The organism is Roseomonas sp. E05 (assembly GCF_030063475.1).
In the GTDB taxonomy this organism is placed as follows: domain Bacteria; phylum Pseudomonadota; class Alphaproteobacteria; order Acetobacterales; family Acetobacteraceae; genus Pseudoroseomonas.
On sequence record NZ_JASIRT010000001.1, the window covers coordinates 241,590 to 265,962 of the forward strand.

Consider the following 24,373-nt stretch of genomic DNA (forward strand, 5'->3'; position numbering starts at 1 on the left):
TCCTCCCCCCCAGGATTGAGGCTGGGCTTCTGCGGTGCGCAGGCCGCGGCGTCAATTCGCGGCTTTCCATGTGCGGCGCGGCGAGGCACAAGCGGGCCTGACATGACCCCTGCCCTCGCCTCCGCCCTGATGCCGCTGATGCGCGGCATGGACCCCGAACGCGCGCACCGCCTGGCCCTGAAGGCGCTGGCGCTCGGCCTGGCCGGCGCCGACAGCACGCCGGACGACCCGGTGCTGGCGACGCGCGCCCTCGGCCTCGACTTCCGCAACCCGATCGGGCTGGCGGCGGGCTTCGACAAGGACGCCGTGGCGGTGGCGCCGCTGATGCGGCTGGGCTTTGGCTTCGTCGAGCCCGGCACCACCACGCCGCGGCCGCAGTCGGGCAACCCCCGGCCCCGGCTGTTCCGGCTGCCGGAGGACGCAGCGGTGATCAACCGCATGGGCATGAACAACGAGGGGGTGCAGGCCTTCATGGCGCGCCTCGCGGCGCTGCGGCGGCCGCTTCCGGCGGTGCTCGGGGCGAATATCGGCATCAACAAGGAAGGTGCCGCCCCCGAGCACGACTACCCCTCGCTCTACCGCGCCGTGGCGCCGCAGGCGGACTATGTCACGATCAACGTCTCCTCGCCCAACACGCCGGGGCTGCGGGACCTGCAGGGCGAGGCGAAGCTGGCCGCCATTCTCGCCGCCGTCGCCGAGGCCCGGGCCGGGGCGCCGCGCCAGCCGCCGGTGCTGGTGAAGATCGCGCCCGACCTCGCGGAGGAGGCGGTGCCGGCGCTGGTCGAGACCTGCGTGGCGCATGGGGTTGCGGGGCTGATCGTCAGCAACACCACCATCGCCCGCCCCGCCAGCCTGCGCAGCGCCCACAAGGGCGAGACGGGCGGGCTTTCCGGGCAGCCGCTCTTCGCGCCCTCGACCGCGCTGCTGCGGCGGGTCTATGGGCTGGCGGCGGGGCGGCTGGTGCTGATCGGCTGCGGCGGCGTCGCCAGCGCCGAGCAGGCCTATGCCAAGATCCGCGCCGGCGCCTCGCTGGTGCAGTTCTACGCCGCCTTCGCCTATGCGGGGCCGGCGCTGGTGCCGAAACTGAAACGCGAGCTGGCCGCGCTGCTCCGGCGCGACGGATTTGCCCATGTCCATGACGCGGTGGGAGCCGACCTGCGATGAAGATCCTGGAATCCGTGGCGCCGCTGGCCGAGAGCCATGACGGCTTCGTCCTCGACATCTGGGGCGTGCTGCACGACGGCGAGAAGCCCTATCCCGGCGTGCCGGAGGCGCTGCGGGAGATGCGGCGGCGTGGCAAGCGCATCGTGCTGCTCTCCAACGCACCGCGGCGCGCCTGGACGGTCGGCGCGGCACTGGCCGAGATGGGGCTGGAGCCGGAACTGTTCGACCGCATCGTCACCAGCGGCGAGGTCGCCTGGACGCTGCTGCGCGACCGGACGCATCCCTGGTTCGCCAGGCTCGGGCGCCGCGCCTTCCATATCGGGCCGGAGCGCGACCTCTCGGTGATCGAGGAACTGGACGTGCCACTGGCCACGCGGCCGGAAGAGGCGGATTTCGTGCTCAACACCGGCCCGGACTTCGAGCATGGCCGGCAGAGCGTGGAACCCTACCAGCCGATGCTGGCGGCCTGCGCGGCGGCGAAGCTGCCGATGGTCTGCACCAACCCGGACCGCGCGGTGATGGTCAGCGGCCAGCGGCTGATCTGCGCCGGCGCCTTCGCCGACCGCTACCTGGAACTGGGTGGCGACGTGATGGAGATCGGCAAGCCCGACGCCATGGTCTACGAGACGGTGCTCGCCACCCTGGCGATGCCGGCCGGGCGGATCGTCGCCATTGGCGACACGCCGCACACCGATCTGGCCGGCGCGGCGGCGGTGGGCATCGATGCCATCTGGGCGCTGACCGGGCTGGCCGCCGACAATCTGGGAGCTGATCCCTCCCCGGCCCTGCTGGACCGCGAGGCGGAACGGGAGGGGGTGCGGCCGATGGCCGCGCTGCGCAGCCTGCGCTGGTAAGCGTCAAGACGGGCGCGCACCAGACCCGCGCCGGAAGCATGCCTTCCGGCGCGATAGCGGTGCGGCACGGCTGGTGCTCTTGGGGAGCATTCCCATAGGCTGCGGCATGAGCCCGCGTGACGTCGTACAACCGGACCCGTCCTTGCTGCCGGCAGCCCTGCCGCCACCCCGGAAAGTGCCGCAGACCTGGGTGCTGACCCTGCTGATGGGCCTCGGCCCCTTCAGCATGCAGATCATCATTCCTTCCCTGCCGCTGCTGGCAGTGATCTTCAGCGTGCCCTACGCCACCGCGCAGATGACGTTGACCGTCTATCTGATCGGCATCGCGCTGGGGCAGCTGATCTATGGACCGCTCTCCGACCGCTTCGGCCGGCGGCCCGTGCTGCTGCTGGGGATGGGGGTCTATCTGCTGGGCTCGCTGGCGGCGCTGCTGGCGCCCGCCATCGGCTGGCTGGTGGTGGCGCGGGCGGCACAGGCGGCTGGCGGCTGCGCCGGCATGGTGCTCTCCCGCGCCATCATCCGCGACGTCTTCCCGCGCGACCAGGCGGCCAGCAAGATCGGCTTCGTGATGATGGGCATGACGGTGGCGCCGATGCTGGCGCCGCTGATCGGGGCGGAACTGGCGGCGGCCTTCGGCTGGCGGGCCGTCATGCTGGCCTGCGTGCTGTTCGGGGCGGTCATCGCGCTGCTGGCGCTGCGCATGCCCGAGACCCTCGCCGAGCCGCAGCCGCTGCCCGGCCTGAGCGGCATGGCGCGGGGCTATTGGCAGCTCGCGGGCGTGCGGACCTTCCGCTGCTACGCCGCCATCACCGCCTGCACCTCTGGCGTGTTCTTCGCCTTCATGTCGGGTGCGCCGCGCGTGATCATGGAGGGGATGGGGCATACGGCGCGGGTCTATGCCATCGCCTTCATGACCATCTCGGTCGCCTTCGCCGCCGGCTCCTTCCTGGCCGGCCGCTTCTCCGCGCGGCTGGGACTGGCGCGGATGCTGCATCTCGGCCTCGCGGGCAGCACGGCGGGGACCTTGCTGGGAGTGGCGGTGCAGGCACTCCTGCCGCCTTCCCTGCTGCTGTTCTTCCTGCCGATGAGCATCGTGGCCCTGGGCAACGGCCTGTCACAGCCCAGCGCCGTCGCCGCCGCCGTGAGCGTGCGGCCACAACTTGCCGGCACCGCTTCGGGGCTGGTGGGGGCGGCGCAGATGGCCTGCGGCGCGGTGATGACACTGCTGGCCGGTGCGGTCGAACTGGGCTCGGGCATTGGTACGGCGGCCACCATGGCCGGCTGCGCGCTCGGCGCCCAGCTGGCGCTGCGCGGCGCAAGGCAGGCTGCGTGAGCACGGTGACATGGTCCTGAGCCCCCGGCGCGTTGACCCGGCGCGAGCGGTTTGCCACCGTCACGACGTGGATGTCCTCGACCCTCAGATCGCTCTGCAACTTGCCGCCGAGCTGCCGCCCAACGTCTTTGACGAAGTCGTGCGCACCTTCGCGGCCGACCTCTCCCGCCTCACCGGGGAAATGCGGCAGGCAGCCCAGCGGGCGGATGCGGAAGGCTGCCGGCGCAGCGCGCATGCGCTGGCCGGGACGGCCGCCTCGATCGGCGCTCAGGCCCTGGAGCGGCAGGCGCGCCTGGCGCTCGGCCCAATCCCTCCGCAGGCCGGCTCGCAGGAATTGGAGGAGATCGAACGCATCCTTGATGCCACCCTTCGCGCGCTGCAGGCGCTTCCAGGCGCTCCTCCCAGCCTCTGACCGGAGGCTGCGGTGCGGCATGCTGCCCCACCGCGGCAAAGCTTCACGATTCGCGCAAGATCATGATCCGGAAGCGCGGGCAGGTCCTTGCCTCTTGCCGGCAGCAGCAGCAGCGGCCGCCGCCCGGCTGGAGAGGCCGGCGTGGAGGGTAAGGGTCCATGCATGCCTGACACAGGAGCATGAGCTGCGCTTCGCCCTGCTGGCCGGGCTGCCGCACCGCCTCGCCTCCGCCATCAGCTGACCCGGCAGTTGGACGAGAGCTGCGCCCTGATCCAGGGAGGGCGATCTGGTCGGACCGCCCTGTCCGCTCCAGGGGCTGAGCGTCCCAGCCGCCCCCGCCTGAGCGGGGCAGCGCCGCCCTCAGCCGCGGTGCACGCGCAGCGGGCCGAAGGCCTGACAGACCGGCATCACCTGCAGGGTATTCACATTGACCCGCGCCGGGCGGGTGGCGACCCAGTGCACTGCATCGGCGATATCCTCCGGCGTCAGCGCCTCCGTGCCCTCGTAGACGCCGGCGGCCTTGGCGGCATCGCCGCCGAAGCGGATGGTGGAGAACTCGGTGCCGCCGACCAGACCGGGCTCGATGTCGGTCACGCGCACCGCAGTGCCGTGCAGGTCGGCGCGCAGGTTCAGGCTGAACTGGCGCACGAAGGCCTTGGTGGCGCCGTAGACGTTGCCGCCGGGATAGGGCCACTCGCCCGCCGTGGAACCGATGTTCACCACATGCCCGCGGTTGCGCGCCACCATGCCCGGCAGCACGGCATGCGTCATCGCCACCAGCCCCTTGGCGTTGGTGTCGATCATCATCTCCCAGTCGGCCAGGCTGGCGCGCTGGGCCGGCTCCAGGCCAAGGGCAAGGCCGGCATTGTTCACCAGCACGTCGATCTCCGCCCAGTCGGCCGGCAGGCCGGCGATGGCGGCCTGGATGGCGGCACTATCGCGCACGTCCAGCGCAAGCGGCAGCACCTGCCCTTCGCCCAGCTCCCGAGCCAGGGCCTCCAGCCGGTCGGCGCGGCGGCCGATGGCGATGATGCGGGCGCCATCCTGCGCGAAGCGGCGCGCAATGGAGGCGCCGAAGCCGGAAGTGGCTCCGGTGACGAGAAGGATCATGCGACTGGCTCCTGGCTCGGTGCCTGTCCCGTATGGCAGCGCGCCCAGAGCGAGGGAAGCCCGCTCGGCAAACAAGGACGGGGGAAGGAATGCCCCCGAGCCCCCATCTTCTTTCTGTCAGTTTGGCGCTGTGCCTTCTGCAGCGCGGGGACTTGAAGAAAAAGATGGGGGTCTGGGGGAATTCGTTCCCCCAGCCTTTTTTCCGTCAGCCGACGCGCAGCAGGCGGGGACCATGCTGCCGCAGCCAGCCATGCGCCGCCGTGCGGTGCGGCGTGAGCCGGGCCAGATTGGCCCAGAAGCGGGGCGAGTGGTTCATCTCCCGGAGATGCGCCACCTCATGCGCCACCACGTAGTCGAGCACCCAGGGCGGCGCCATCACCAGCCGCCAGGAGAAGGCCAGGGTGCCATCCACGGCGCAGCTCGCCCAGCGGCTGCGCGGGTCCTTCAGCCGGATGGCCTGGGGCGTGACACCGAGGTTGGCGGCATGGCGCCAGGCGCGGGGAGCAATGCGCTGCGCAGCCTCGGCACGCAGCAGCGCCAGGACGCGCCGCGGCAGTGCCTCCTCCGCGCCGCCCACCAGGATGCGGCCTTCGCGCAGCAGGGCTGGACCGGGATGGGCGGCCTCGTGATGAACGAGATGGGGTATGTCGCCGACCGGCACTGCCGCGCCGGGGGCGAACCGCAGGGGCGGTGGCAGTGCCTGCAGTCGGGCCGCCACCCAGCCTGCATGGCGGCGCAGCAGGGCCAGGCCGATACGCCGGCCGGCCCCGTGCGGCAGGGTGATCACGGCCTCGCCCCGCACGGGGTCGATGCGCAGGGAAACCTGCCGCGCCCGGGAGGAGACGCGCCAGCGCAGAGGGCAGCGCAACGACGGTGTGCCCGGCGTGGCGCGGAGCAGGATTCGCTCTGTGGCTTCCGGCGGTGGCGTCATGCCGCGGCCCCGCCGGTCAGGCCTCCGTGCCGTTCACGGCGCGCCGCATGATCTCCGTCAACGCCCGGGGGCCATAGGGCTTGGTCAGGAACAGCGCCCCGGGCATGCCGTCCGCCAGCTGCGGGGCGCCATAGCCGGAGGCGAACACGACCCGCAGGCCGGGCCAGCGCTGCAGGGCCTGCTGCGCCAGTTCGACGCCGGACTGGCCGGGCAGGCCGATATCGGTGAACAGCACCTCGAAGCTGTTGCGCTCCAGCTCGCGCAGGGCGCCACGGGCATCACGCGCGCTGATCACGGTGTAACCGAGGCTGCTCAGCATGTCCTCGCTGTCCATCAGGATCAGCGGATCATCCTCCACCAGCAGCACGCGGGCGCCGGTGGCGGGGGCCGCCGGTGGGCGGATGGGCGCCGGGACCCGCGGGGCGGCGGCGGCGGCCAGGGCCTGGCGGCGATTGTTCAGGGTGTGGCGCACCTTGCGGGCGAGATCCTCACGCCGGTAGGGCTTGGACAGCAGGTTCACCCCGGGGTCGAGCCGGCCGCCATGCACGATGGCGTTCTCCGTATAGCCGGAGGTGAAGAGCACCGCTGCATGCGGCTGCAAGGCCTGCACCTGGCGCGCCAGCTCGGGCGCCCGCACCGGCCCTGGCATCACCACATCGGTGAACAGAAGGTCGATCGAGACGCCGCTTTTCACCAGATCCAGGGCGCTCTGCGCGTCCGAGTTGCGCAGCACGGTGTAGCCGAGATCGGTGAGCAGGTCGACGACGGTGGCCTGCACCACCGGGTCATCCTCCACCACCAGGATGGTTTCGTGCCCGCCCTCGACGGGCAGGATGGCAAGCTGTGGAACCGTCTCCTCGGCGCTGTGGGTGCGCGGCAGGTAGATGCGCACCGTGGTCCCCTGCCCGATCTCGGAATAGATCTTGATGTGCCCGTGGCTCTGCTTGACGAAGCCATAGACCATCGACAGGCCGAGGCCGGTGCCGCGCCCCTCGCGCTTGGTGGTGAAGAAGGGTTCGAAGACCTTCTCCAGCACCTCGGGCGCCATGCCGCAGCCGGTGTCCGACACGGCAAGCATGATGTACTGGCCGGGCTGCACGTCCTCGTGCTGCAGGGCATAGATCTCGTCCAGCATGGCGTTGCCGGCCTCGATGGTCAGCCGGCCCGAACCGTCCATCGCGTCGCGCGCGTTGACCGCAAGGTTGAGCAGCGCGTTCTGCACCTGGTCGGGGTCCGCCAGGGTGTTCCACAGGCCGCCGGCGATCACCGTCTCCAGCTCGATCGCCTCGCCGAGCGCGCGGCGCAGCAGGTCGTCCATGTCCCGCACCAGCCGGCCGAGATTGACGGCACGCGGCTCCAGCGGCTGGCGCCGGGCGAAGGCGAGCAACTGCGAGGCCAGCTTGGCGCCGCGGTCCACTGCGTTCAGCGCAGCCTCCAGCCGGCGCTTGTCCTCCGATGCCACGATCCTCCGCTGCAGCATCTGCAGGTTGCCGCTCAGGATCTGCAGCAGGTTGTTGAAGTCATGCGCCACGCCGCCGGTGAGCTGGCCGATGGCCTCCATCTTCTGCGACTGGCGGAGCGCGGCCTCGGTGCGGCGACGTTCGGCCTCGCTCTCTTCCAGCGCCCGGGTGCGAACGCGCACCATGTCCTCGAGCTGATCCTTATAGCGCTCCAGCTCGTCGGAAACGCGCTTCTGCTCGGTGACGTCGTAGCCCAGCACGAAGATGCCCGAGACACTACCGTCGGAATCGAGGATCGGCTGGTAGACGAAGTCGAGGAAGAGCTCGCCGACCGGCGTGCCGGCATGGCGGCGCAGGCGCGCCGGCATGCTTCGGGCGCTGAAGACCTCGCCGGTCGCGAAGACACGATCCAGGATGCCGAAGAAGGGCTGCCCCTGGAGTTCCGGCAGCGCCTCCCGCACGGGCCTGCCGAGCAGATCCTCGCGCCCGACAAGCTGGCAATAGGCCTCGTTGGCGATTTCGAACACATGCTCCGGGCCACGCAGGAAGGCTGCGAAGGCCGGCGCCTGCTCCACCAGCCGGCGCAGATGCGCACGCTCGGCGTCCAGCGCGCGGTTGACCGCCTCGACCGCCTGAGCGCGGCGGAAGACGCTTTCTTCCAGCCCAGCCGCTCCCTCACTCTCCGGGCGGCGCCGCAGGGGCTGCATCTCGGTGATGTCGTCGGTCTGCTGCAGGATGAAGGCCACCTCGCCGGTCTCGTCGAGGATCGGCGCGTGCGTGGCGCTCCAGAAGCGCTCCTCGAACCGAATGCCCTGCGGCCCGCTGATCGGGATGGCATAGCGGATGTGCGCAATGCTGTTCGGCGCACGGGTCTGCACCACTATCTTCAGCGAGTGGCGGAGCTGCCGCATGCCCTCCCCGCCGGGATCATGCGGGCCGCTGGGAAAGGCCTCGAACATGTTGCGGCCGATGATATCCTCGGCGCGCCGCCCGGTGACGGCGAAATAGGCGCGGTTGGCCCAGACAAGCACGAACTGCGGATTCATGACGACGTAGGGGTGCGGCGCGGCATCGAGCAGCCGTCCGAAATCCATCGGCATGAGTCCTGAGGCTTCCCGCAATGAACCAATCCCGCCTATTAGCCATGGTGGTTACACCCCTGCCAGGGGAACCGAAAGGGCGAACCTGGCCGCGCCACAGGCGCGGCGCGCCGGATCCTAGCCGGGGAAGCCCTTCAGCTCGATCTCGACGAAGCTGAAGGGCGTGCTGCCGGCATTGACCACGTTGTGCTCGGCGCCGGGCGGCCGCTCATAGGACGCGCCCGGGCTGATTTCCGCCTCTGCCGTGGCACCGCCGGGCAGCTCGAGCAGCATCCGCCCCGCCGAGAGCGGCACCACGACATAGCGATAGCCATGCCGGTGCCAGCCCGTCTCCGCTCCGGGCGGGAAATCCCAGCGTGTCGCGCGCATTTCGGCATTGTCGATCTGCACGGTGGCGGTGGCGGGCGGGCGGCAGCGCAACGGCTCCGCAATGGCCTCCGGGCGCCCGGGACTGGACTGGCTCATGGCTTGCGCTCCTCCTTCGCTGCTGCCGGCCATTCGCCCGGCCATTCGACGATGTGGTCCTCAAGGTCGCCGGCCTCGCGTTCCGCCACCACGCGGCCGCGGACCGAAGCACCGGCCTCGTGCACAGTCTGGGGCCGGCCGGAGACCAGCGGATGCCACCAGGGCAGGTCCTGGCCTTCGGCGACCAAGCGGTAGGCGCAGCTCGGCGGCAGCCAATCGATCCTCGCCAGCCGTTTCGGCGTCAGCTTCACGCAGTCGGGGACGTGCGCACGGCGATTGGGGTAGTCGCGGCATTGGCAGCTCTGCCCATCGAGCAGACGGCAGGCCACCTCGGTCCAGGCCAGCTCGTTCGTGTCCTCGTCGCGCAGCTTGTGCAGGCAGCAACGGCCGCAGCCGTCGCACAGGCTCTCCCATTCGGCGCGTGTCATCGCGGCGAGCAGCTTGGTCTTCCAGAACGGAGGTTCGGCGCCCATTGCCTTATTCTAGGCGTTCGAGGCTTGACGCGGGAGGGAACGGAGAGCGAACATGGGCCCCAATGTCCGAGCTTTCACCTCCTGAACGCACGCTGCGCGTCTGCCGCGCCGCCTCCCGCCTGTGTGGCCGGCTGGGTTGGGCGCCCCTGCTGGAAGTACCGCTGCCGAGTGGCCGGCGCCTCGATATTCTGGCGCTGCAGCCGGATGGCGGTTTCACCGCGATCGAGGTGAAGAGCTGCGCGCGCGACTTCCAGTCGGACAATAAATGGCATGAGTACCGCGCATGGTGCGACCGGCTTTACTTCGCCGTGGACCTGGATTTTCCGCAGGAGTTGCTGCCGGAGGAAGCCGGGCTGATCGTGGCGGAGGATGGGGATGCGGCGATGCTGCGGCATCCGGCGGAGCACAGGCTGCCGCCGGCGCGGCGCAAGTCCCTGTTGCTGCGCTATGCCAGGCTCGCCGCCGGCCGCCTGCATGGGATGATCGACCCCGCCGGGGCGCTCGAATTGCGGGCGGCGCTGCGGGTGGAGTGAAAGCAAGGCTGAGGAAATGAATTCCCCCAGACCCCCTTCTTTTTTCTTCGAGTTTCCTACGCAAAGGGAAGCGGAGCGCCAGACTGACAGAAAAAGGCTGGGGGCTCGGGGAAATTCCGTCCCCCGAGCTTTTCCGCCGCTCAGGGGATTTCTTCAGGGAACAGATGCGTACCGTCCGCCTGCAAGGGCAGCGGCATGGACCAGCGCACGGCCGCGAGTGGCAGCGGCCCGTAGAGATGCGGGAAGAGCCCCGGGCGCCTGCCGCCGCTGGCGGGCTCCCAGCGGAGCACCGGGCCGAGCGCCGCGGCGTCCGCCGCCACCAGCCAGAGATCGCGCTGGCCGGCGCGATGCCTAGCGGCACTCTCCCGCAACTGCGCTGCGGTGGAGAAGTGCAGGAAGCCGTCCCGCGCATCCTCCGCGCTGCCGCGATAGGCGCCGCCGGCGCGCGCCTCACGCCAGTCCACGTCACGAACCATGGTGTAGATGATGGGCTCCATGCGCCCAGGGTTTACCGGACGGCGAGGCGGTAGAACAGCATCCCGCCGATCTCGGCCAGCGGCGCCTCGCCCACGGCCCAGGGCGGCAGCTCGCCGGCATCATGCGCGTGGGTGGCGCCACCGGTCGGGTCGGTCAGCGCGCCGGCCGCGGCGCGGGCGGCTATGCGGCGGCAGACGGCCATGGCCGGATCGCCGGGCGGGATGGACTGCATCAGCAGGTGCCGCAGATGGTTGCGGTTCCAGCAGGAGAACTGGAAGGGCGCCCGGCAGATCGCCGCCAGCCCCCGCCCCCAATGCGTCACGCCGCCCCGCTCCGCCAGGCGCACCCGGTTCATGATGGTGGCGGCCAGCGCCTCGATGGCGCGCACGGAATGGGTGCCGGCCTCGGCCCAGAGCGTCATGGCCAGGACCTCCTGCGCGGAAAGGCCAGTGCCGGCGACAGGGGCAGCCAGGGGAAGGTGGCTCATGGGGCAGTCTTTCTCGGGGGGGGGTTGTTCAGAGGTGATCGTCGGCATCGCGGCCGCGCCGGGCAGCCTGCAGCGCGGCGGTGGCGGCCGAGGCGCGGGACACGGCGTCCAGCTTCTCCTCGATGCGGAGCAGCTGTCGGCTCAGCCGCTGGTCCACGTCGCGGATCAGCGAGAGCGGAACGTAGGTGCGGGCGACCTCCAGCTTGAAGGCGGCGAGTTCGTCGCGCGTGCGCGCCAGGGCGTCGCTCTCGACGCGCGGCGGCTCGGCGCAGTCCACCGGCCGGTCGGGCAGGCCGCGCCGCAGCCCGTGCAGCATCCAGAACAGTACGCCCAACATCGGCGCCTGCACGGCAGTGGCCAGCGTCTGGGGTTCCAGATCGAGCGGGTTCATCCGGCCCTCCTCGGCCTTCTTGAACGACAACGGCGCCGGCGCCACCCTGGGGAGGGCGGCACCGGCGCCGGCCGGAAACGATTGCGATGGAATGATGTGGAACGAACCCTACCTTGAGACCTGCTGCCGCTCCGCCCTGCATCGGCTGGAACTGAGCGGCGCGCTCGGTCGCCCGGACGGGCTGAAGGATGGCCCCTGCCTGCATCGCCTGGCCGGGATGGGGCTGGCGGTGCAGCAGGCAGACGACCGTTTCCGCATCACCCCGGAGGGTGAGGCGCGGCATGAACGAGAAGTGCTGAGGAGCAGGCCCGCGGCCTGAGCGGTCAGCGGACGCAGTTCGGCCGTTGACGAGCGGAGCGTAAGACAGGGGCCGCAGCAGAGTCAACAAAAAGTGAACATTCCGGGACAGAAACTCGCCTGAGGCGAGAGACGGCTCTTCCGGGGGAGCCGGCTTCCACTATTTCTTCCTTTGGCCAACAATAGGATTTCGGCGGCGAGAGCGCCGCTAGAGCAGATCCCGTTCCGATGGTATCATCGGAACGGGCGAAGATGCTAGCAAAAACAAACATTTAGAGCGTTTTCCGTGAGCCAGAGCGAACGGAAAATGCTCTAGGTGATCCCGCGCCAGCCGATGCCACGCGGCGCCGGCGGCGCGCCAGGCAGCCGCACGGGCTCGGCCAGCAGGCAGCCGGCCAGCGCGTCCAGCGCGTCGTCCCGCGTGCCTGGCGTATCGGGTTTCCACTCCGCCATCTCCGTCGGGAAGGGCGTGCGGAACACCTGCGCATGCGCGTGCAGCCGCCGCGCCGCCAGCACCGGATCGAGCGCGGCCAGGATGCGCTCCTGCTTCGGCCGGTGACTGTGCTGCTCGACCACCGCGCAGGGCACGCCGGCGCGCGCCAGCTCCCGTCGCAGGATGGCGGGCAGGAAGCGGCCGATGCCGTTGGTCTCCACGCGCAGCACCGGCAGCAGCAGTTCGCGCGCGATGCGTGCCACCTTCTGGCATTGCTGCGTCGCCGGGTCCTCCGCGCCGCCCGGCTCATGCGTCAGGTAGCTCAGCCGGTGCAGGTAGTGGTTGCCCTCGGCATCGGCATAGGTGGCGGCCAGCACGCTGCCGTCGCCCGAGCCGGGCCGGCCATAGGCCGGGTCCCAGAAGCCGCCCCCCGAGACCATCCGGCGCCCGAGCAGCCGCAGCACCGGCCGCCCCTGCGCCTCCTGGTAGTCGGTCTCCTCCTCGTAGCGGATGATCTGCGCCGGATCGAGCCGCGCCGCGCCGCTCGCCACCGGCCGCAGCAGCATCTGCCGCCCGAAATGGATCGGCCCGACGCGCTCACGCATCTGCGCCGCCAGCGCAGCCGGGAAGCGCTCCGGCCAGACGCTGCGCCCGGCCCCGTCCAGCAGCGGGATGCGCAACCGGCTATAGCCGGCGAGATAGGCCTCGCCCTCATCCGGATGCAGATAAAGGCTTTCCGCGCAGTGCGGCGTGCCGACATAGAGAATGGTGCCGCCCGGCGTCAGGATGAACTCCGTCTCCGCCAGCCGCTCGCGCAGCTCGGCGCGCTTGCCCGGCGTGTCGCAGTTGCCGGCGACCTCGACGTCGTCGCAGATGATGACGTCGGCGCGCATGCCGGTGATGTTGCCGCCGAGCCCTGCCGCCAGCACCGACGGATCGCGCAGCGCGCCCTGCCGGTTGACGGTGAAGCGGTCCACCGCCCAGGCCTCCGGCGACGAAGGCACCAGTGGCCAGCACAGCGGGTGCCGCTCGACGATGCGCCGCACCGTGCCGACCATCTTGGCGGCGAGTTGATGATCGGCTGCGAGCACCAGGATGCGCGTCTCCGGCCAGCGGAACAGCAGCCAGGCGCAGTAAAGCCCGACCAGCGTGGACTTGCCGCAGCCGCGGAAAGCCATCAGCAGCAGGCGTCGGTCATCGGCTTCGCGCCGCGCCTCCAACCAGCGCAGGATGCGGCGATGGACGGCCGGCGTGCCCTGCCCCGCCAGGTTGTTCCAGATCCAGACGAATTCCGCCAGTTCAGCCGGACGGTCCGTCATCGGCTTCGCACTCCTCCTCAGTAGGGGACTCCGCGGCCAGCGCGCCGCGCGCCTGGCGCAGCAGCGCGGCGGCCCGGGCGAGGCCGGTCTCATCCTCACCGGCGCCGGCGGCGCGGGCGAGCTTCAGCAGATGCTCCAGATGTGCCAGGGCCGCCTTCGCCGCTGCGTGATGCGCGGCGAAGGCCTTGGCATCGTCATGCGCGCCGGGCGCCGGCCCGCGTGCAACAAAGGCGTTGTAGTCCTCGATCACATGCCGGATGGCAGGTTGCAGGTCCTCCATCGCGACCACGTCCACCCGGCTCATGGCGCCGCCGCTCCTGCACCGCCCGAACCTCCATGAAGCAGAAGGGCCATCCTCAGACCCTCGGCTTCACGGCGCGCACGTAGAGCGTGCCGGCATCCACGGCAACGCTGCCGCCGCTCACATTCTGTGCCGTGACCCGCACCTGGTCAGCGCTCGCCGTGCCGCCGACAGCGGCATGAAAGACAACGCCGCCATTCTGGTAGCCGCTGCTCTTGGCGAAGCTGGCCTGGACGAAATCGCCCTGCCGCACACCGGGCAGCGTGATGTCGCGTACGGTGCTGGCCCCGGCGGCGAGGCTGGGCACCACCCAGCCGGCATCGGTCACGCCATACTCGCGCGTCCCCCACTTCCGGCTGCCGCCATAGAGCAGCGCCGGCGCATGCAGCGGCGAGCAGTAGAGCCGCAGCGCCTTCAGCACAGCGTTGGCGCTGCCGCCGCGCACACCGATCGCCGCGAAGCGGGCATTGGCATGCAACGTGACGCGCTGCAGGCGGTTGATCGGCAGCCCGCCGACCAGGCTGTCGAGATCGGCGTTGCCTTCCCAGAAGAAGGACGGGCTGTCCGCCCAGACGGCGTTCATGTTGGAGAGCAATGCCGGACTCGTGGCACCGAGCACCACCTCATTGGCATCGAACTGCATGACCACCGGCCGCAGCTCGGAGCCTTCGGCGGCAATGAAGAATTCCTTGCAGACGCTGCAATCCACGATGAAGGCCAGGGCACGGCTGGTCGGGATGCCGACGCTGTCCGGATTCAACGTGAACTGCGACAGCCCCGCGAAGGCGAAGCCGGTAAGCGTGGTCGGCGGCCCGGAGGGATTTCCGGACAGCACCGCCATCTGCTCGAAGCCGACACCCTCGGTGCTGTCGATGGTCTGTCGGAAGGCCCGGCGCCGCACATTCTCCGCCGCCGCGACAAGCCGCGGCGTGCCCTGCGCCGCGCTGGCCTGGTGCAGCGGAATGACCGTGCCGCCGGCCCGCGTCGCCGTGGCCGTGTACTCGATGTCGGCGCCGGTGAAGGCGTAGGTGCCGACATAGACGACCTCGTAGAGGCAGTCATTCGCACCGCCGGCGTGGCGGGCCACATAGGGGCTGCATTGCTCCATCCGCACGCCACGGGCGATGATGCCGCGTTCGTCGCCCGCCTCCAGCAGGAAGGGAATCGCCGCCACTGTGCCCGGGCTGCCCTGCCGTTGCAATTCGAAGGCCGGTCCGGTGAAGAAATGCGCATTGTGTCGCGGATAAGCCCCCGGCGCACAGGAAAAGCGCACACCGAAGCGGTCGCGCGTGGGATTGGTGGCGGCGCTGTTGGCGAAGTGGCCGCCGATGTAGCGCACCGAGTTGTTCCAAGCTGCCGCCGTCGCGGTGTGCACGTCGAGGCCGATGCGGTTGTTCACGAAGCGGCCGAGATAGAGGGTGCTGTCCTCGAAACCGAGTTCCACGCCCTCGGTCCGCGCGCCAATGGTGAAGCCCTCCACCTGCCGGATCTCGACCACGGAGGCGTCAAGGTTGCGCAACAGAATGCCGATATCGCGCTCATCCAGCCAGTCAGTGACGGTGGCGCGCAGCACCCGCAGCCCCTGGTAGAGCTTCGTCTGGTTGCGCGCAGCGGCGCCGTCGCCAAGGGTCAGCGCCGTCACGCCACCGGGGCCGGCATAGAGAATGCTGCCGCGCATCGTCAGCCCCGCTGCAGCGCCGGGCAGCATCAGCGGAATCGTGGTACGGTGCGTGCCCTCGCCGATGACGAGGTGCTTGCCGGCGGCGGCGGCGGCGTTCATCGCCGCCTGCAACGCCGGCCCGTCGTCGGTGACGCCGTCGCCGGCGGCGCCGAAGTCGCGGGCGGAGAGCCGCTCGGCCAGCTTGTCCTCGACGGTGCGCGGAATGGCGCCCCCGAAGGGCGCGAGCAGCACCGGATCGCGCGGCACGGCAGTGACGTTGCCGAGGCTGTCAAAGCCGAGCAGCCGGTTGGCGCGGCCATTGCGCCCGGGAAGTACCAGCGTCGCGGGCGCGTCGCCCGGATCAGTGCGGATGGCCCCCGTCAGGTTCTCGCGCATCTCCTGCAGCGATGCGACCTGGCGGTCCATCTCATCGTTCAGCGTCTTGGCCCGCAGCACGCCGTTCGGCTGGAAATCCGTGACGCGCTCGATCAGCATCACGCGCCGCATCAGCAGCTGGCGGCCTGCCGCAGGAGGCACGGCGAACACCACCCGGCCACCCTCCGACTCTCCGGCACCGGTGACGGTGAAGCCCTCGTACTGCACCAGGCCATCCAGCCGGATCTCAAGATCAGCGCTCTCGAAGATCGGGAATGGATAGATGAAGACGGTCTGCGCGCCGTCCGCCACGTAGTGCACACGCGGCGCGACGTCGCCGATGCGGATATGCTCGGCCATGCTGATCTCTCATGCAGAAAGGGAAACGGAACGGCCGGGCGGCCGCGGGCGCGCCGGAGCATTTCCCGTCCCTCGCATTCACGGAAAATGCTCGCAGCCCTGGATGGATGGACGGACCTGCGCCGCCGCGCGGCAGCCGCGCTAGTCCAGCAGCGAGCGCAGCGCACCTCCGAAGCTGTTGCCGGCGCGCAGCCAGGTGGTCAACGAGCCGTCGCTGTTGAGCAGCGAGGAGCGGCCTGCCGCCATTCGGGCGGCGAAGGCCTCATTGCTGTCCTCCGCGGCCTCGGCGGCGTCGCGCTCCAGCCCGGCGGTGATGGCGCCAGCCGATCCCTGGTCGGGGCTGATGCCGGAGGCGGCCAGCCGAGCGCGCGTGGAGGCGACGGTGCGCTCCAGCCGGTCCTTTCGGGCACGCGCCTCGCTCTCCTGCTGCGCGGCGAGTTGCTGCTGGCGCGCGGTGAGCGCCTCCGCCTGCTGCTGCTGCTGCGCCTTGGCCTGGGCGGCCTGTGCCTGGCCCTGGCGCACCGTTCCATACAGCGAGGCGCCCGTGCCGATCAGCGTGGCGATGGGGGCAAGCTGGGCCATCAGTCGGTCATCCTCGTCTCGGTGGTGACGGAAAGCAGCGTGAGTGGCAGCGGCGTATCGCCTTCGATCCGCCAGAGCGGCAACATGGTGTCACGCCGCCAGCCGAAGGCGCGTAGCGTGACATCGCCGGTGAAGCGTGGCGGTGCGGCATCCAGCAAAGGCGTATCCATCCGGCGGAACGGCACCGTCTGCAACCCGCGCCCCAGATCCACCGTCAGCGCAGCGGTCTCCAGAATCCGGAAGCCGATGGAGAGCAGCCGGATCGGCCCGCTGCGCGACCCGCCCGCGCTCATCATCTGCGGCGGCAGCGGCTCGATGACATGGCTGTAGCCAAGCCCGACCTGCACGGAGAAGGCACCAGGATCGATGCTCACGCCACCGCTGGTGACGACGGCGCTGCCACGCGGTGCGCCATCCGCCACCACCTGGACGCTGCGGCCCGCAAGGTGGCCGAGGCCGCTCCACTGCGTCCGCTCCGTGGCGCTGTCGCCGGTCAGACCGGCATCCACGGCGAGGCCGTCGTCGAAGCGCTCCAACCGCAGGGAACCGTCCCGCTCGATGACGCACCAGATGGTGCCGTCGATCTCCGCCAGCGTCCGGAAGGCGCCGTCGGTATCCTGGCGTGTCCAGGCGGTGACCTGCTCAGCGCGGTAGAGCGTCAACGTGGCGAGCCAGCCGCCGGCCATGGCCACGTGCAGCAGCCGCCGTGTCTGGTCATAAGCCATGGAGACCGGCGCCGCCACGAGATGCCGCGCCACCAGTGCCAGGTCGTTCGCCTGATAGGCCTGTTGCACGTCGGTATAGGCATATTCATGCACCGCCTGCCCCGACCGTGCGACGAACATCGTGCTGCCATCGACATCCACGGGCGGGATGATGCGGTTGACCGGCGAACCGATCCGCGTCTGCCGGTGCAACTGGATCGAGGCCGGCGTCATCGGGTCGCCCGTCACCATCCATTCAGCGCCCGAAGTGAAAACCTGCAGGTGCCGCCCCGAAAAGACGGCGCGGATCGCGTTCACCTGGTCGGAGAGCAGGCCGAACTCGATCGCCTGGTCGTCCAGGCCGGTGCCGAGATCGAAATTGAACAGGTCGCCCGAGCGGGAGAGCCAGAGTCGGTTGGGCAGATCGCGCGAGCCGCCGAGCACCAGGCGGTCCTGATGGAAGCAGGCGCAGACGGGCCAGCCGCGCACCGGGCTGAAGGCCGCCTCGTCCCAGTCGGCGCTGGCCGTGGTCTCCGTCAGCGCCTCCTCCATTTCGGCGATGGCGCTGGTGCCGGAGAGGATCGCGGTCAGCCGCAGCCGCTTGCCCCGCAGCCGCAGCCGCACGCCGGCATGATTCGCCTGGAAGAAGGCAGCACTGGCCGTCAGCGTGATACTGCCGCTGGTGCCACTGGTGGCCAGCGTCACCTCCGGCGCGGCGAAGCGGAAAAAGGGTTCTGCCGCCCAGGGCCAGTTCCCGATGCTCCAGGCGGTGTGGCTGCTGCGCGTGACCCGTTGCGGCGGCATCTCGGGATGCATCAACAGCAGCGTGTCGGCGCTCTGCGTATGGGCGATCTGGTCGAGCATCGCTGCAGTCCAGGGTGCGCCCAGAGTGGCCACCTCGGTGTCGCCCATGAACACCTGCAACCTTTCATGAGTCAGCACCAGCAGATAGGTCTGCTCGGTGTTGAACTCGAAGGCGATCAGCCGTGCGGCGCCAGGCAACATCGCCACGTGCCGCAGCCCCGGCCGCCGCATCACGCCGCCGGTGGGCTGGATGAACACGTTGCGCAACCGCCGCGCGCCATTCTCGAAGGCGCGCAGATCGCCACGGCCGAGCAGTTCGCTGCTCAGCTCACCCGCGGTGAAGCTCGTCTTGGTGCTGCGGTCGCCCGCCATGTCTCATCCCCTCGCGGAAATCAGCGGGAAGTCGTCGATCGCGCGTGCCGTGTTCTGCTGGCTGTCGGTGCTGCGCGCACGGCGGAATTCCGTCTCCGCCAGCCGGTGCAGCATCTCCGTGCGCGAGGAGCTCTCGGTCAGCGGAATGCAGAACTCGGCCGCCAGCCGCGTCACTAGCGCCGCGGCGAAGAAGGCGGGAAAGCTGCTCTCGGTCGGCCGGAACAGGTAGGTCAGCGTCACCTGCGGCGCATTGGTATGGAGGCGGCTCTCGTGCAGCCGGTACTCCAGCCCGCGACCCCGGCCACCATCCCCGGCAGAGAGCACCCGCAGGAAGTCCGGCGGCAGCTGGAAGGCATAGGCGTAGTCGGCATGCGGCGTTTCCAGCAGGCGCGGCAGCACCATCTGCCCGGTGGCGAAGGACCAGGGATGCGCGGAGAGCAGCGCATCACACACCAGCGGATAGAGATGCGCTGCCACTTCCGCCTCGGCGGTGCCTTCGTCGAAGGAGGCAATGGGCTGTGCGCCGATCTTCAGCAACGCGCGCGAGCAGAGGACGAGGGCGGACAGCGCCATCGGTCGGAACTCCCGGAGGTTGGAAAGAAGGCTGGGGGAAGGAATTCCCCCAGGCCCCCATCTTTTTTCTGTCAGTTCCCGCCTGCGCTCACAGCCTTCGCCGGAACTGACAAAAGAAAGATGGGGGTGCGGGGGAATTCCTTCCCCCGCACTTTCTCAGGCCCGGCCGGTCACTCGGCCGCGCGCATCCGCACCACGCCAGCCGCGTCGATCATCACCGCACCCTGGCTCATCATGTTGTTGACGAAGAAGGCCGCGCGGTCGCCGTGCCAGGTGATGTCGGTCACCACTTCCTGCGCCACGGCGTGGCCGATCGCCGTCTTGTGGTAGAAGTAGCAGAAGCGCAGGTTGCCGCTCTTGGTCAGGCCGGAATGCGGCATCCAGGTCGCCCCCAGCCAGCGCTTCACCTGCGTGCCCTTCCAGGGCAGGTCGTCGTCGCCGACATACTGTGCGTTGGCGAACTCCTCGATCTGCAGCAGCTCGCTCCACTGCTTCCAGCCAACGATGGCAAAGCGGTTGCCGTCATCCGGCACATCGGCGCCGCCGAGCATCTCGAAGGCCATCAGCACCTTCGCCTTGGTCAGCCCATCGGTATCACCGGTGCCGGGCGCGGTGCCCACCGCCTCATTGGTCGCGGTGTCGAGTGCGGCGATGATCAGCTCGTCCGTCTTGCGGCCCAGCGCATAGGCACCGGCACTCGCCACCACCTGGCGCTCGTCGATATTGGTCTTCAGCTCGTCGAGCCGGTCGATCCACTCGCCGGCATAGTAGTCCTGCAGGAAGCACTCCACGTTGGAATGCGAAAGGTTCATCACCGGCACGGAGCCATTGCGCGCCTTCGCCGCCGCGATGCCACGGCCGACGATCGGGAAGACGGTGGAAGCGCCGCGCACACCGGTCTTGCTGCGCACCGTCGGGCGCAGCTTGCTGCCCTGGCGCTGATAGGCGTCATGCACCTCGGACTGGAACTGCTTCGTGAAGACCTGGTCGATGGAAGCGGACATGCCGATTTCCTTCAGAGAGGCGGAAGAAAGAATGGGGTGGGGTCAGCCTGCCGCCCCGGTTGGCCACGCGGGGCCGGAGCGGCGGGCACGCCGCGGCACCCGGCAATGCGGGTTGCGCCACAGCGGAAAACGGGTGGAAGACGGGGCCGGCACGGCCCCGGCGAAGCGTCAGCCCTGGCCGAACAGGCGCTTGAAGCCGTCGGTCACGCGCTTGACGTATTCCGGCTCGCGCGAGCGCCAGTAGCGCGGGTCGCGCATCATCTTGCGCAGCGCCTGCTCGTCGAGCGATTCGGCGGGCTCTGCGCTGCGCGCCAGGCTCGGCTCGCTCTTCGCCATCATGCGATGCAGCGCCAGCACGCCCTCGGCGGTGGTGGAGAGCGCCTCGAAGACCGGCGGCGCCAGGTTGGCGCGCCCCCAGGCGGCGATCTGCGGCGCGATCCGGCGGAACTGCTCCTCGCCGCCGAACTCCTGCGCCAGCCGCGTCACCTGCTTCTGCGCCTCGTAGTCGGCCGCCGCCTCGGCGATCAGCGGCAGCAGTCGCTCGGCCGCGAGATCATAGACGAGCTGCACCTGGTGGCAGGTGAAGCCCGCCTCGTGCAGGCGCTGGTTGATCTCCGGGTCGGGGCCGCACAGCTCGTGCTTCGGCTCCACCTGATAGCCCTCGGGGCTGTCCGGCACGCCGATGGCGCGGCGGAAGCGGGTCCGCTCCTCCTCCGGCGCCTCCGGGCCGGGCGGCGCAAAGCGCTGCGAGAGGCGCTTCTCCAGCTCGCGGTAGGAGCGCAGCAGCGCCTCCACGCGCAGCGCGCCGCTCTCCGGGTCCCGGAACTTCTCCGGGATCTCCTCGGCGGCCGCCGGCGCGGCGCCCTCCGCCATCGCGGCCTCAAGCAAGTTCTCGGACATGCGGAGCGTCACTCCTCGACAGGGTTCAGAATCCCGGCCGGCGCGGCGAGCGTCCGGGCCAGGTATCGGGTGGCGGCGGCCAGGTCGAGCTGCGCCGCCGCCTGCGGGCCCAGTGCCGCCACCGCCTGCAGGAACAGCAGCGTGTTCGCCGCATCGGCGCGGCCCTGCACACGGGCCAGCGGGGACTGGTAGGTCAGCCGCACCTCGCGGCCGTCCAGCAGCAGCGGCGGCACCTCGCCGCGCCGCCGCAGGATGCTGAGGCAACGGCCGATCAGCGGCGTCAGCAGCTCGGCCTGCAGCCGGCCATAGGTCGCGCCGAGCAGCCGCGCCGTCTCGGCGCTGCGCTCCAGCACTTCCGTGGCAGTCATCCGCGCATCCTTCGGCGCGGTCAGCCGGTCGGCCAGCAGGGCGCTGCGGATGCGCCCGCGCAGGTCGTCCAGCATCAGCTGCGAGACATCGAAGTTGCCGGGTGCGGCAAGCGGCGTCAGCCCGGAGGAGCCGGGCGCCTTTGGAATGATGGCGCCTGGCACCAGCCGCACCGTAGCGGGGTTCAGCACCCCGTCATCCTCCGCCTGCCAGATACCGGTCGCGGCGATGGAGGCGTTCTTCAGCACCAGCTCCACCACCTTGTTGACGGTGCGGATGTCCGGCAGCGCCTTCATCACCGGGCCGCGGCCATAGACCTCGCCCGGCACCTTCATCCAGCGGAAGGCGATGAAGGGACTCTCCAGGAAGCGCCCGAAAGCCAGCGGCAGCGCCTGCCCGTCATGGTCGAGCACGGCGAGGTAGCCGCTGCCCGTCCGCTCCGGCCACACTGCCTCGACGACGCGGTAGCGGCGCGGCGCCTCGCTCTCGTCGCCGCCGCCCAGCAGCGCGGGCGGCAGCTCGGCCTCAGGATAGCGCGCCTGGATCGCCGCGGCATCGAGCGCCACGCAGCGATAGACGGTGTCCAGCCGGCCGCTCGGCCCCTCCTCCAGCACCGCCTCGCGCAGCGGCACGGCCGTGAAGCGGAGCGCCGAGAGCCCGCCCGCCGGCGCCTCCTCGACCAGCAGCACGCCGGTCCCGGCGACCACCAGGTCGAGCAGCGCCTGGTGCATCTCCAGCGCAAAGTTCGAGCGGTCCAGGTGCCCCTGCAGCGTCTCCGCCGCAGCCTCCAGCGCCTCAGCGGCGGCGGCGCCCTCCGGGCCGTCGGCCAGCATCCGGGCCGGGGCCAGGCCAAACCAGCGGGACCAGGGCGGGGTCAGCTCGGCCAGCAGACTGGCGGCGAGCTGCTCGGCGGCATCCGGCGCGGTCGCGTCATAGAGCGCGGGGCCTCCGCTGCCGGGCGTGCCGTTCAGCACATGGTCGTAGCACTCCTGCCACACGCTTTCCCACGGGCGGCGGCGCTCCTGCGCGGCGACATGGCGGGTCAGGATGGTCTCGGGCGAAAGGGTCATCCGCCTCACTCCCCGAGCAGCGTCTTGCGGGACCCGGCGAGGCCCGGCGGCAGCGGCTCCAGCACGCCACGCGCCGAGGTGGCGATGGTGCCGGCGAGGCCGCGGCGAGACCGGTCCTGATTCGCCGTCCGGGCGGTCTGCTCGGCGGCGTCGGGGCTCGGCCCGGTGGGCGGGGAGGCGACCGGCTCGGTCGCGGTCACGACCACCGGCTTCGGGGCACGGAACAGGCCACCCATGCGCGTGCGGCTCCTTTGCGGTTCAGCGGAAAGGTCGCCCCAAAAAGCCGCGGGCCCGTCCGGAATGGTCCGGACGGGCCCGCGCAGTGGGGATCGGGAGGAGGTCAGCGGGCGCAACTCACCCGTTGACGAGGACCTTCTTACCGGCCGCGATCGGCACCGTCAAGGAATTTTTTCCCATAACCGCCATTTTCTGCAACCGACGGAAGAGTCCGCGGGGCGTCAGGGCGCGCGGCGCCCCTTCCCCGAGCAGCGCACGGCACACGGAGACACAGGAATAGGGCAGGATTCCTGGCATCGCACCACAGAAGGGCGCCCCCGGCTGGAAGGGCCCCAGCACCTCCAGACCCGCGCGACGGTAGAAATCAGGCAGGTCGAAATCCGGCCCCACTTCGGGCCGCGCCACCAGCAGGCGGCCCGAAAGCGGCTCCACGACCGTCCAGCCGCGTACATCCCCCAGCACCGCGAAGCAGTGCCGGAAACCCGGGCGCAGCAGCCGCAGCCAAAGCCGGTCCGCCCGGCCACCGAAGCCGATCCAGACCTGCTGCTCGCCTTCCGCGAGCGCGTGGCGCGGCGCGATGCGCGGCACCGCGCCCTGCGATCGCCGCGATACGCTCACTCGGAAACCCGCCCCTGCAGCGCCACCACCACGTCGCCGCCGGCGGGCAGCGGCATCACCGGCCCCGCCACGATCCCCTTCATGCGCAGTGGCCAATCGAGTCGCTGCATGGCCTCGTTCCAGATGCGCCAGTCGGCCTTCTCGCTGGCATGCCGAGGGTCGGGCGCCGCGCCGCGCTCGCCCCAGAGGCGCATGATGCGGGCATGCACCAGATCGATCCGCCGCTGCCGGTAGAGCCGGTCGAGGCACTTCACCACGTCGTCCGGTTCGCAGGGTCGCTGGACGCGGCCGGCACCGGCGACGACGCGGGCGCCCTCGCGGCGCGCCACCAGCGCCGCCATGGTCCAGAACCACGCCTCTTCGGCGCTGCCGAAGGGCTCCATCTTGGTCATGCTGGCGAGGACGGGGGAGGCAGAGGAACGGCGGAGTGCAGTCATCGGGGGATTCGCCTTTTGGTTGCAGCAGCGCCAATCATTACGATTCGATTTATAGGCGTCAACACCTATTTGTGATGATCTTCCTATTGCTTTCCGACCTGCATCCTAGGATAATCGGCCCATGCGTCATGACGATATCTGGCGGGCGGTGGATGCCCTGGCGGCCGAGCACGGGCTGTCGCCCTCCGGCCTCGCCCGCAAGGCGGGACTGGACCCCACCGCCTTCAACCCTTCCAAGCGCGTCGGCAACGACGGCCGGGCGCGCTGGCCCTCGACCGAGAGCATCGCCAAGATCCTGGCCGCGACCGGCACGGACATGGAGAGCTTCGCCTCACTGGTCAGCGGCGCCCCGGCGCTCAACAGCGCCGGCCGCATCCCGCCCGGCCGGCGCATTCCGCTGATCGGCCTGGCTCAGGCCGGCGGGGAGGGCTTCTTCGATGATGGTGGCTATCCCGTCGGCGGCGGCTGGGACGAGATCAGCACCCCTGAATTCACCGACCCCAACGCCTATGCCCTGGAGATCTCGGGCGACAGCATGGAGCCGGTGTTCCGCGACGGGGACCTGGTCATCGTCTCGCCCAACTCGCCGGTCCGGCGCGGAGACCGCGTGGTGGCCCGCACCAACCGCGGCGAAGTGATGGCGAAGGAGCTGATCCGCCAATCCGCCCGGCGGATCGAGCTGGCCAGCCTCAACCCGGCGCACCCGAACTACAGCTTCGACCTGTCGGAGATCACCTGGATGCATCGGATCGTCTGGGCCAGCCAATAGCC

General features: G+C 70.2%; 27 protein-coding genes. 7 read left to right on the plus strand and 20 right to left on the minus strand.

Annotated features, from left to right (window positions below; translation table 11 throughout):
• The first annotated feature begins 102 nt into the window (after positions 1 to 102).
• The 4 genes from QMO56_RS01190 (at position 103) to QMO56_RS01205 (ending at position 3,763) form a co-directional block, all read left to right on the plus strand.
• Positions 103 to 1,164, plus strand: a complete 1,062-nt coding sequence (locus QMO56_RS01190) for a quinone-dependent dihydroorotate dehydrogenase (RefSeq protein ID WP_283523189.1) — start codon at positions 103 to 105, stop codon at positions 1,162 to 1,164.
• Complete coding sequence (locus QMO56_RS01195) at positions 1,161 to 2,018, plus strand: TIGR01459 family HAD-type hydrolase (protein WP_283523190.1); 858 nt, start codon at positions 1,161 to 1,163, stop codon at positions 2,016 to 2,018. The genes QMO56_RS01190 and QMO56_RS01195 overlap by 4 nt, the downstream gene beginning before the upstream one ends.
• Positions 2,019 to 2,124: 106 nt before the next feature.
• Positions 2,125 to 3,351 carry a multidrug effflux MFS transporter gene (locus QMO56_RS01200; RefSeq protein ID WP_283523191.1) on the plus strand — a complete coding sequence of 409 codons (1,227 nt, stop codon included), beginning with the start codon at positions 2,125 to 2,127 and terminating at the stop codon, positions 3,349 to 3,351.
• Positions 3,352 to 3,361: 10 nt separating this feature from the next.
• Entirely contained in the window at positions 3,362 to 3,763 is a 402-nt protein-coding gene (locus tag QMO56_RS01205) for an Hpt domain-containing protein (protein WP_283523192.1), read from the plus strand.
• A gap of 360 nt (positions 3,764 to 4,123) precedes the next feature.
• Here QMO56_RS01205 and ydfG read toward each other — a convergent pair whose 3' ends face one another.
• The 5 genes from ydfG to QMO56_RS01230 form a co-directional block, all read right to left on the minus strand.
• Positions 4,124 to 4,873 carry a bifunctional NADP-dependent 3-hydroxy acid dehydrogenase/3-hydroxypropionate dehydrogenase YdfG gene (gene ydfG, locus QMO56_RS01210; RefSeq protein ID WP_283523193.1) on the minus strand — a complete coding sequence of 250 codons (750 nt, stop codon included), beginning with the start codon at positions 4,871 to 4,873 and terminating at the stop codon, positions 4,124 to 4,126.
• 205 nt (positions 4,874 to 5,078) lie between these two features.
• Complete coding sequence (locus QMO56_RS01215) at positions 5,079 to 5,804, minus strand: M48 family metallopeptidase (protein WP_283523194.1); 726 nt, start codon at positions 5,802 to 5,804, stop codon at positions 5,079 to 5,081.
• A gap of 16 nt (positions 5,805 to 5,820) precedes the next feature.
• The gene (locus QMO56_RS01220; protein ID WP_283523195.1) at positions 5,821 to 8,358 is read right to left on the minus strand and encodes a response regulator; all 2,538 of its coding nucleotides are present in this window, start codon (positions 8,356 to 8,358) and stop codon (positions 5,821 to 5,823) included.
• A 123-nt stretch (positions 8,359 to 8,481) separates the two neighbouring features.
• Entirely contained in the window at positions 8,482 to 8,829 is a 348-nt protein-coding gene (locus QMO56_RS01225; RefSeq protein ID WP_283523196.1) for a cupin domain-containing protein, read from the minus strand.
• Positions 8,826 to 9,302, minus strand: coding sequence for a YcgN family cysteine cluster protein (locus QMO56_RS01230; protein ID WP_283523197.1), 477 nt, complete (start codon positions 9,300 to 9,302; stop codon positions 8,826 to 8,828). Before QMO56_RS01230 ends, QMO56_RS01225 begins: the two co-directional genes overlap by 4 nt.
• 62 nt (positions 9,303 to 9,364) lie before the next feature.
• On the opposite strand from QMO56_RS01230, the gene QMO56_RS01235 reads away from it, so the two are divergent.
• Positions 9,365 to 9,835 carry an MmcB family DNA repair protein gene (locus QMO56_RS01235; protein WP_283523199.1) on the plus strand — a complete coding sequence of 157 codons (471 nt, stop codon included), beginning with the start codon at positions 9,365 to 9,367 and terminating at the stop codon, positions 9,833 to 9,835.
• Between the two features lie 140 nt (positions 9,836 to 9,975).
• Here QMO56_RS01235 and QMO56_RS01240 read toward each other — a convergent pair whose 3' ends face one another.
• From QMO56_RS01240 to QMO56_RS01250, 3 genes are read right to left on the minus strand one after another with little or no spacing between them, the layout of a single operon-like run.
• The gene (locus tag QMO56_RS01240) at positions 9,976 to 10,332 is read right to left on the minus strand and encodes a DUF952 domain-containing protein (protein ID WP_283523200.1); all 357 of its coding nucleotides are present in this window, start codon (positions 10,330 to 10,332) and stop codon (positions 9,976 to 9,978) included.
• Between the two features lie 11 nt (positions 10,333 to 10,343).
• Complete coding sequence (locus QMO56_RS01245; RefSeq protein ID WP_283523201.1) at positions 10,344 to 10,799, minus strand: cell wall hydrolase; 456 nt, start codon at positions 10,797 to 10,799, stop codon at positions 10,344 to 10,346.
• Positions 10,800 to 10,827: 28 nt separating this feature from the next.
• The gene (locus QMO56_RS01250) at positions 10,828 to 11,190 is read right to left on the minus strand and encodes a hypothetical protein (RefSeq protein ID WP_283523202.1); all 363 of its coding nucleotides are present in this window, start codon (positions 11,188 to 11,190) and stop codon (positions 10,828 to 10,830) included.
• Between the two features lie 94 nt (positions 11,191 to 11,284).
• On the opposite strand from QMO56_RS01250, the gene QMO56_RS01255 reads away from it, so the two are divergent.
• Positions 11,285 to 11,509, plus strand: coding sequence for a hypothetical protein (locus tag QMO56_RS01255; RefSeq protein WP_283523441.1), 225 nt, complete (start codon positions 11,285 to 11,287; stop codon positions 11,507 to 11,509).
• Between the two features lie 290 nt (positions 11,510 to 11,799).
• On the opposite strand, the gene terL is transcribed toward QMO56_RS01255, so the two are convergent.
• The 12 genes from terL to QMO56_RS01315 form a co-directional block, all read right to left on the minus strand.
• Positions 11,800 to 13,239 (minus strand): phage terminase large subunit, encoded by a 1,440-nt coding sequence (gene terL / locus QMO56_RS01260; protein WP_283523203.1) that lies wholly within the window; start codon positions 13,237 to 13,239, stop codon positions 11,800 to 11,802.
• The gene (locus QMO56_RS01265; protein WP_283523204.1) at positions 13,220 to 13,543 is read right to left on the minus strand and encodes a hypothetical protein; all 324 of its coding nucleotides are present in this window, start codon (positions 13,541 to 13,543) and stop codon (positions 13,220 to 13,222) included. The genes terL and QMO56_RS01265 overlap by 20 nt, the downstream gene beginning before the upstream one ends.
• A 52-nt stretch (positions 13,544 to 13,595) precedes the next feature.
• Positions 13,596 to 15,935, minus strand: a complete 2,340-nt coding sequence (locus QMO56_RS01270; RefSeq protein ID WP_283523205.1) for a glycosyl hydrolase family 28-related protein — start codon at positions 15,933 to 15,935, stop codon at positions 13,596 to 13,598.
• A gap of 141 nt (positions 15,936 to 16,076) precedes the next feature.
• Entirely contained in the window at positions 16,077 to 16,517 is a 441-nt protein-coding gene (locus QMO56_RS01275; protein ID WP_283523207.1) for a hypothetical protein, read from the minus strand.
• A complete protein-coding gene (locus QMO56_RS01280; RefSeq protein WP_283523208.1) occupies positions 16,517 to 18,397 on the minus strand; it encodes a hypothetical protein in 1,881 nt (626 codons plus the stop codon). The genes QMO56_RS01275 and QMO56_RS01280 overlap by 1 nt, the downstream gene beginning before the upstream one ends.
• Positions 18,398 to 18,400: 3 nt before the next feature.
• Positions 18,401 to 18,970 carry a hypothetical protein gene (locus QMO56_RS01285; RefSeq protein WP_283523209.1) on the minus strand — a complete coding sequence of 190 codons (570 nt, stop codon included), beginning with the start codon at positions 18,968 to 18,970 and terminating at the stop codon, positions 18,401 to 18,403.
• Between the two features lie 170 nt (positions 18,971 to 19,140).
• Complete coding sequence (locus QMO56_RS01290) at positions 19,141 to 19,974, minus strand: phage capsid protein (RefSeq protein ID WP_283523210.1); 834 nt, start codon at positions 19,972 to 19,974, stop codon at positions 19,141 to 19,143.
• A gap of 168 nt (positions 19,975 to 20,142) precedes the next feature.
• Complete coding sequence (locus QMO56_RS01295; RefSeq protein ID WP_283523211.1) at positions 20,143 to 20,874, minus strand: capsid assembly protein; 732 nt, start codon at positions 20,872 to 20,874, stop codon at positions 20,143 to 20,145.
• 8 nt (positions 20,875 to 20,882) lie between these two features.
• A complete protein-coding gene (locus QMO56_RS01300; protein ID WP_283523212.1) occupies positions 20,883 to 22,310 on the minus strand; it encodes a portal protein in 1,428 nt (475 codons plus the stop codon).
• A gap of 5 nt (positions 22,311 to 22,315) precedes the next feature.
• Positions 22,316 to 22,546 carry a hypothetical protein gene (locus tag QMO56_RS01305; protein ID WP_283523213.1) on the minus strand — a complete coding sequence of 77 codons (231 nt, stop codon included), beginning with the start codon at positions 22,544 to 22,546 and terminating at the stop codon, positions 22,316 to 22,318.
• A gap of 118 nt (positions 22,547 to 22,664) precedes the next feature.
• Positions 22,665 to 23,135 carry a hypothetical protein gene (locus tag QMO56_RS01310; RefSeq protein ID WP_283523214.1) on the minus strand — a complete coding sequence of 157 codons (471 nt, stop codon included), beginning with the start codon at positions 23,133 to 23,135 and terminating at the stop codon, positions 22,665 to 22,667.
• Positions 23,136 to 23,161: 26 nt separating this feature from the next.
• Entirely contained in the window at positions 23,162 to 23,602 is a 441-nt protein-coding gene (locus QMO56_RS01315; RefSeq protein ID WP_283523215.1) for a hypothetical protein, read from the minus strand.
• A 121-nt stretch (positions 23,603 to 23,723) separates the two neighbouring features.
• Here QMO56_RS01315 and QMO56_RS01320 point away from each other — a divergent pair, with 121 nt between their 5' ends.
• Complete coding sequence (locus QMO56_RS01320) at positions 23,724 to 24,371, plus strand: helix-turn-helix transcriptional regulator (protein WP_283523216.1); 648 nt, start codon at positions 23,724 to 23,726, stop codon at positions 24,369 to 24,371.
• The last annotated feature ends 2 nt before the right edge of the window (positions 24,372 to 24,373 follow it).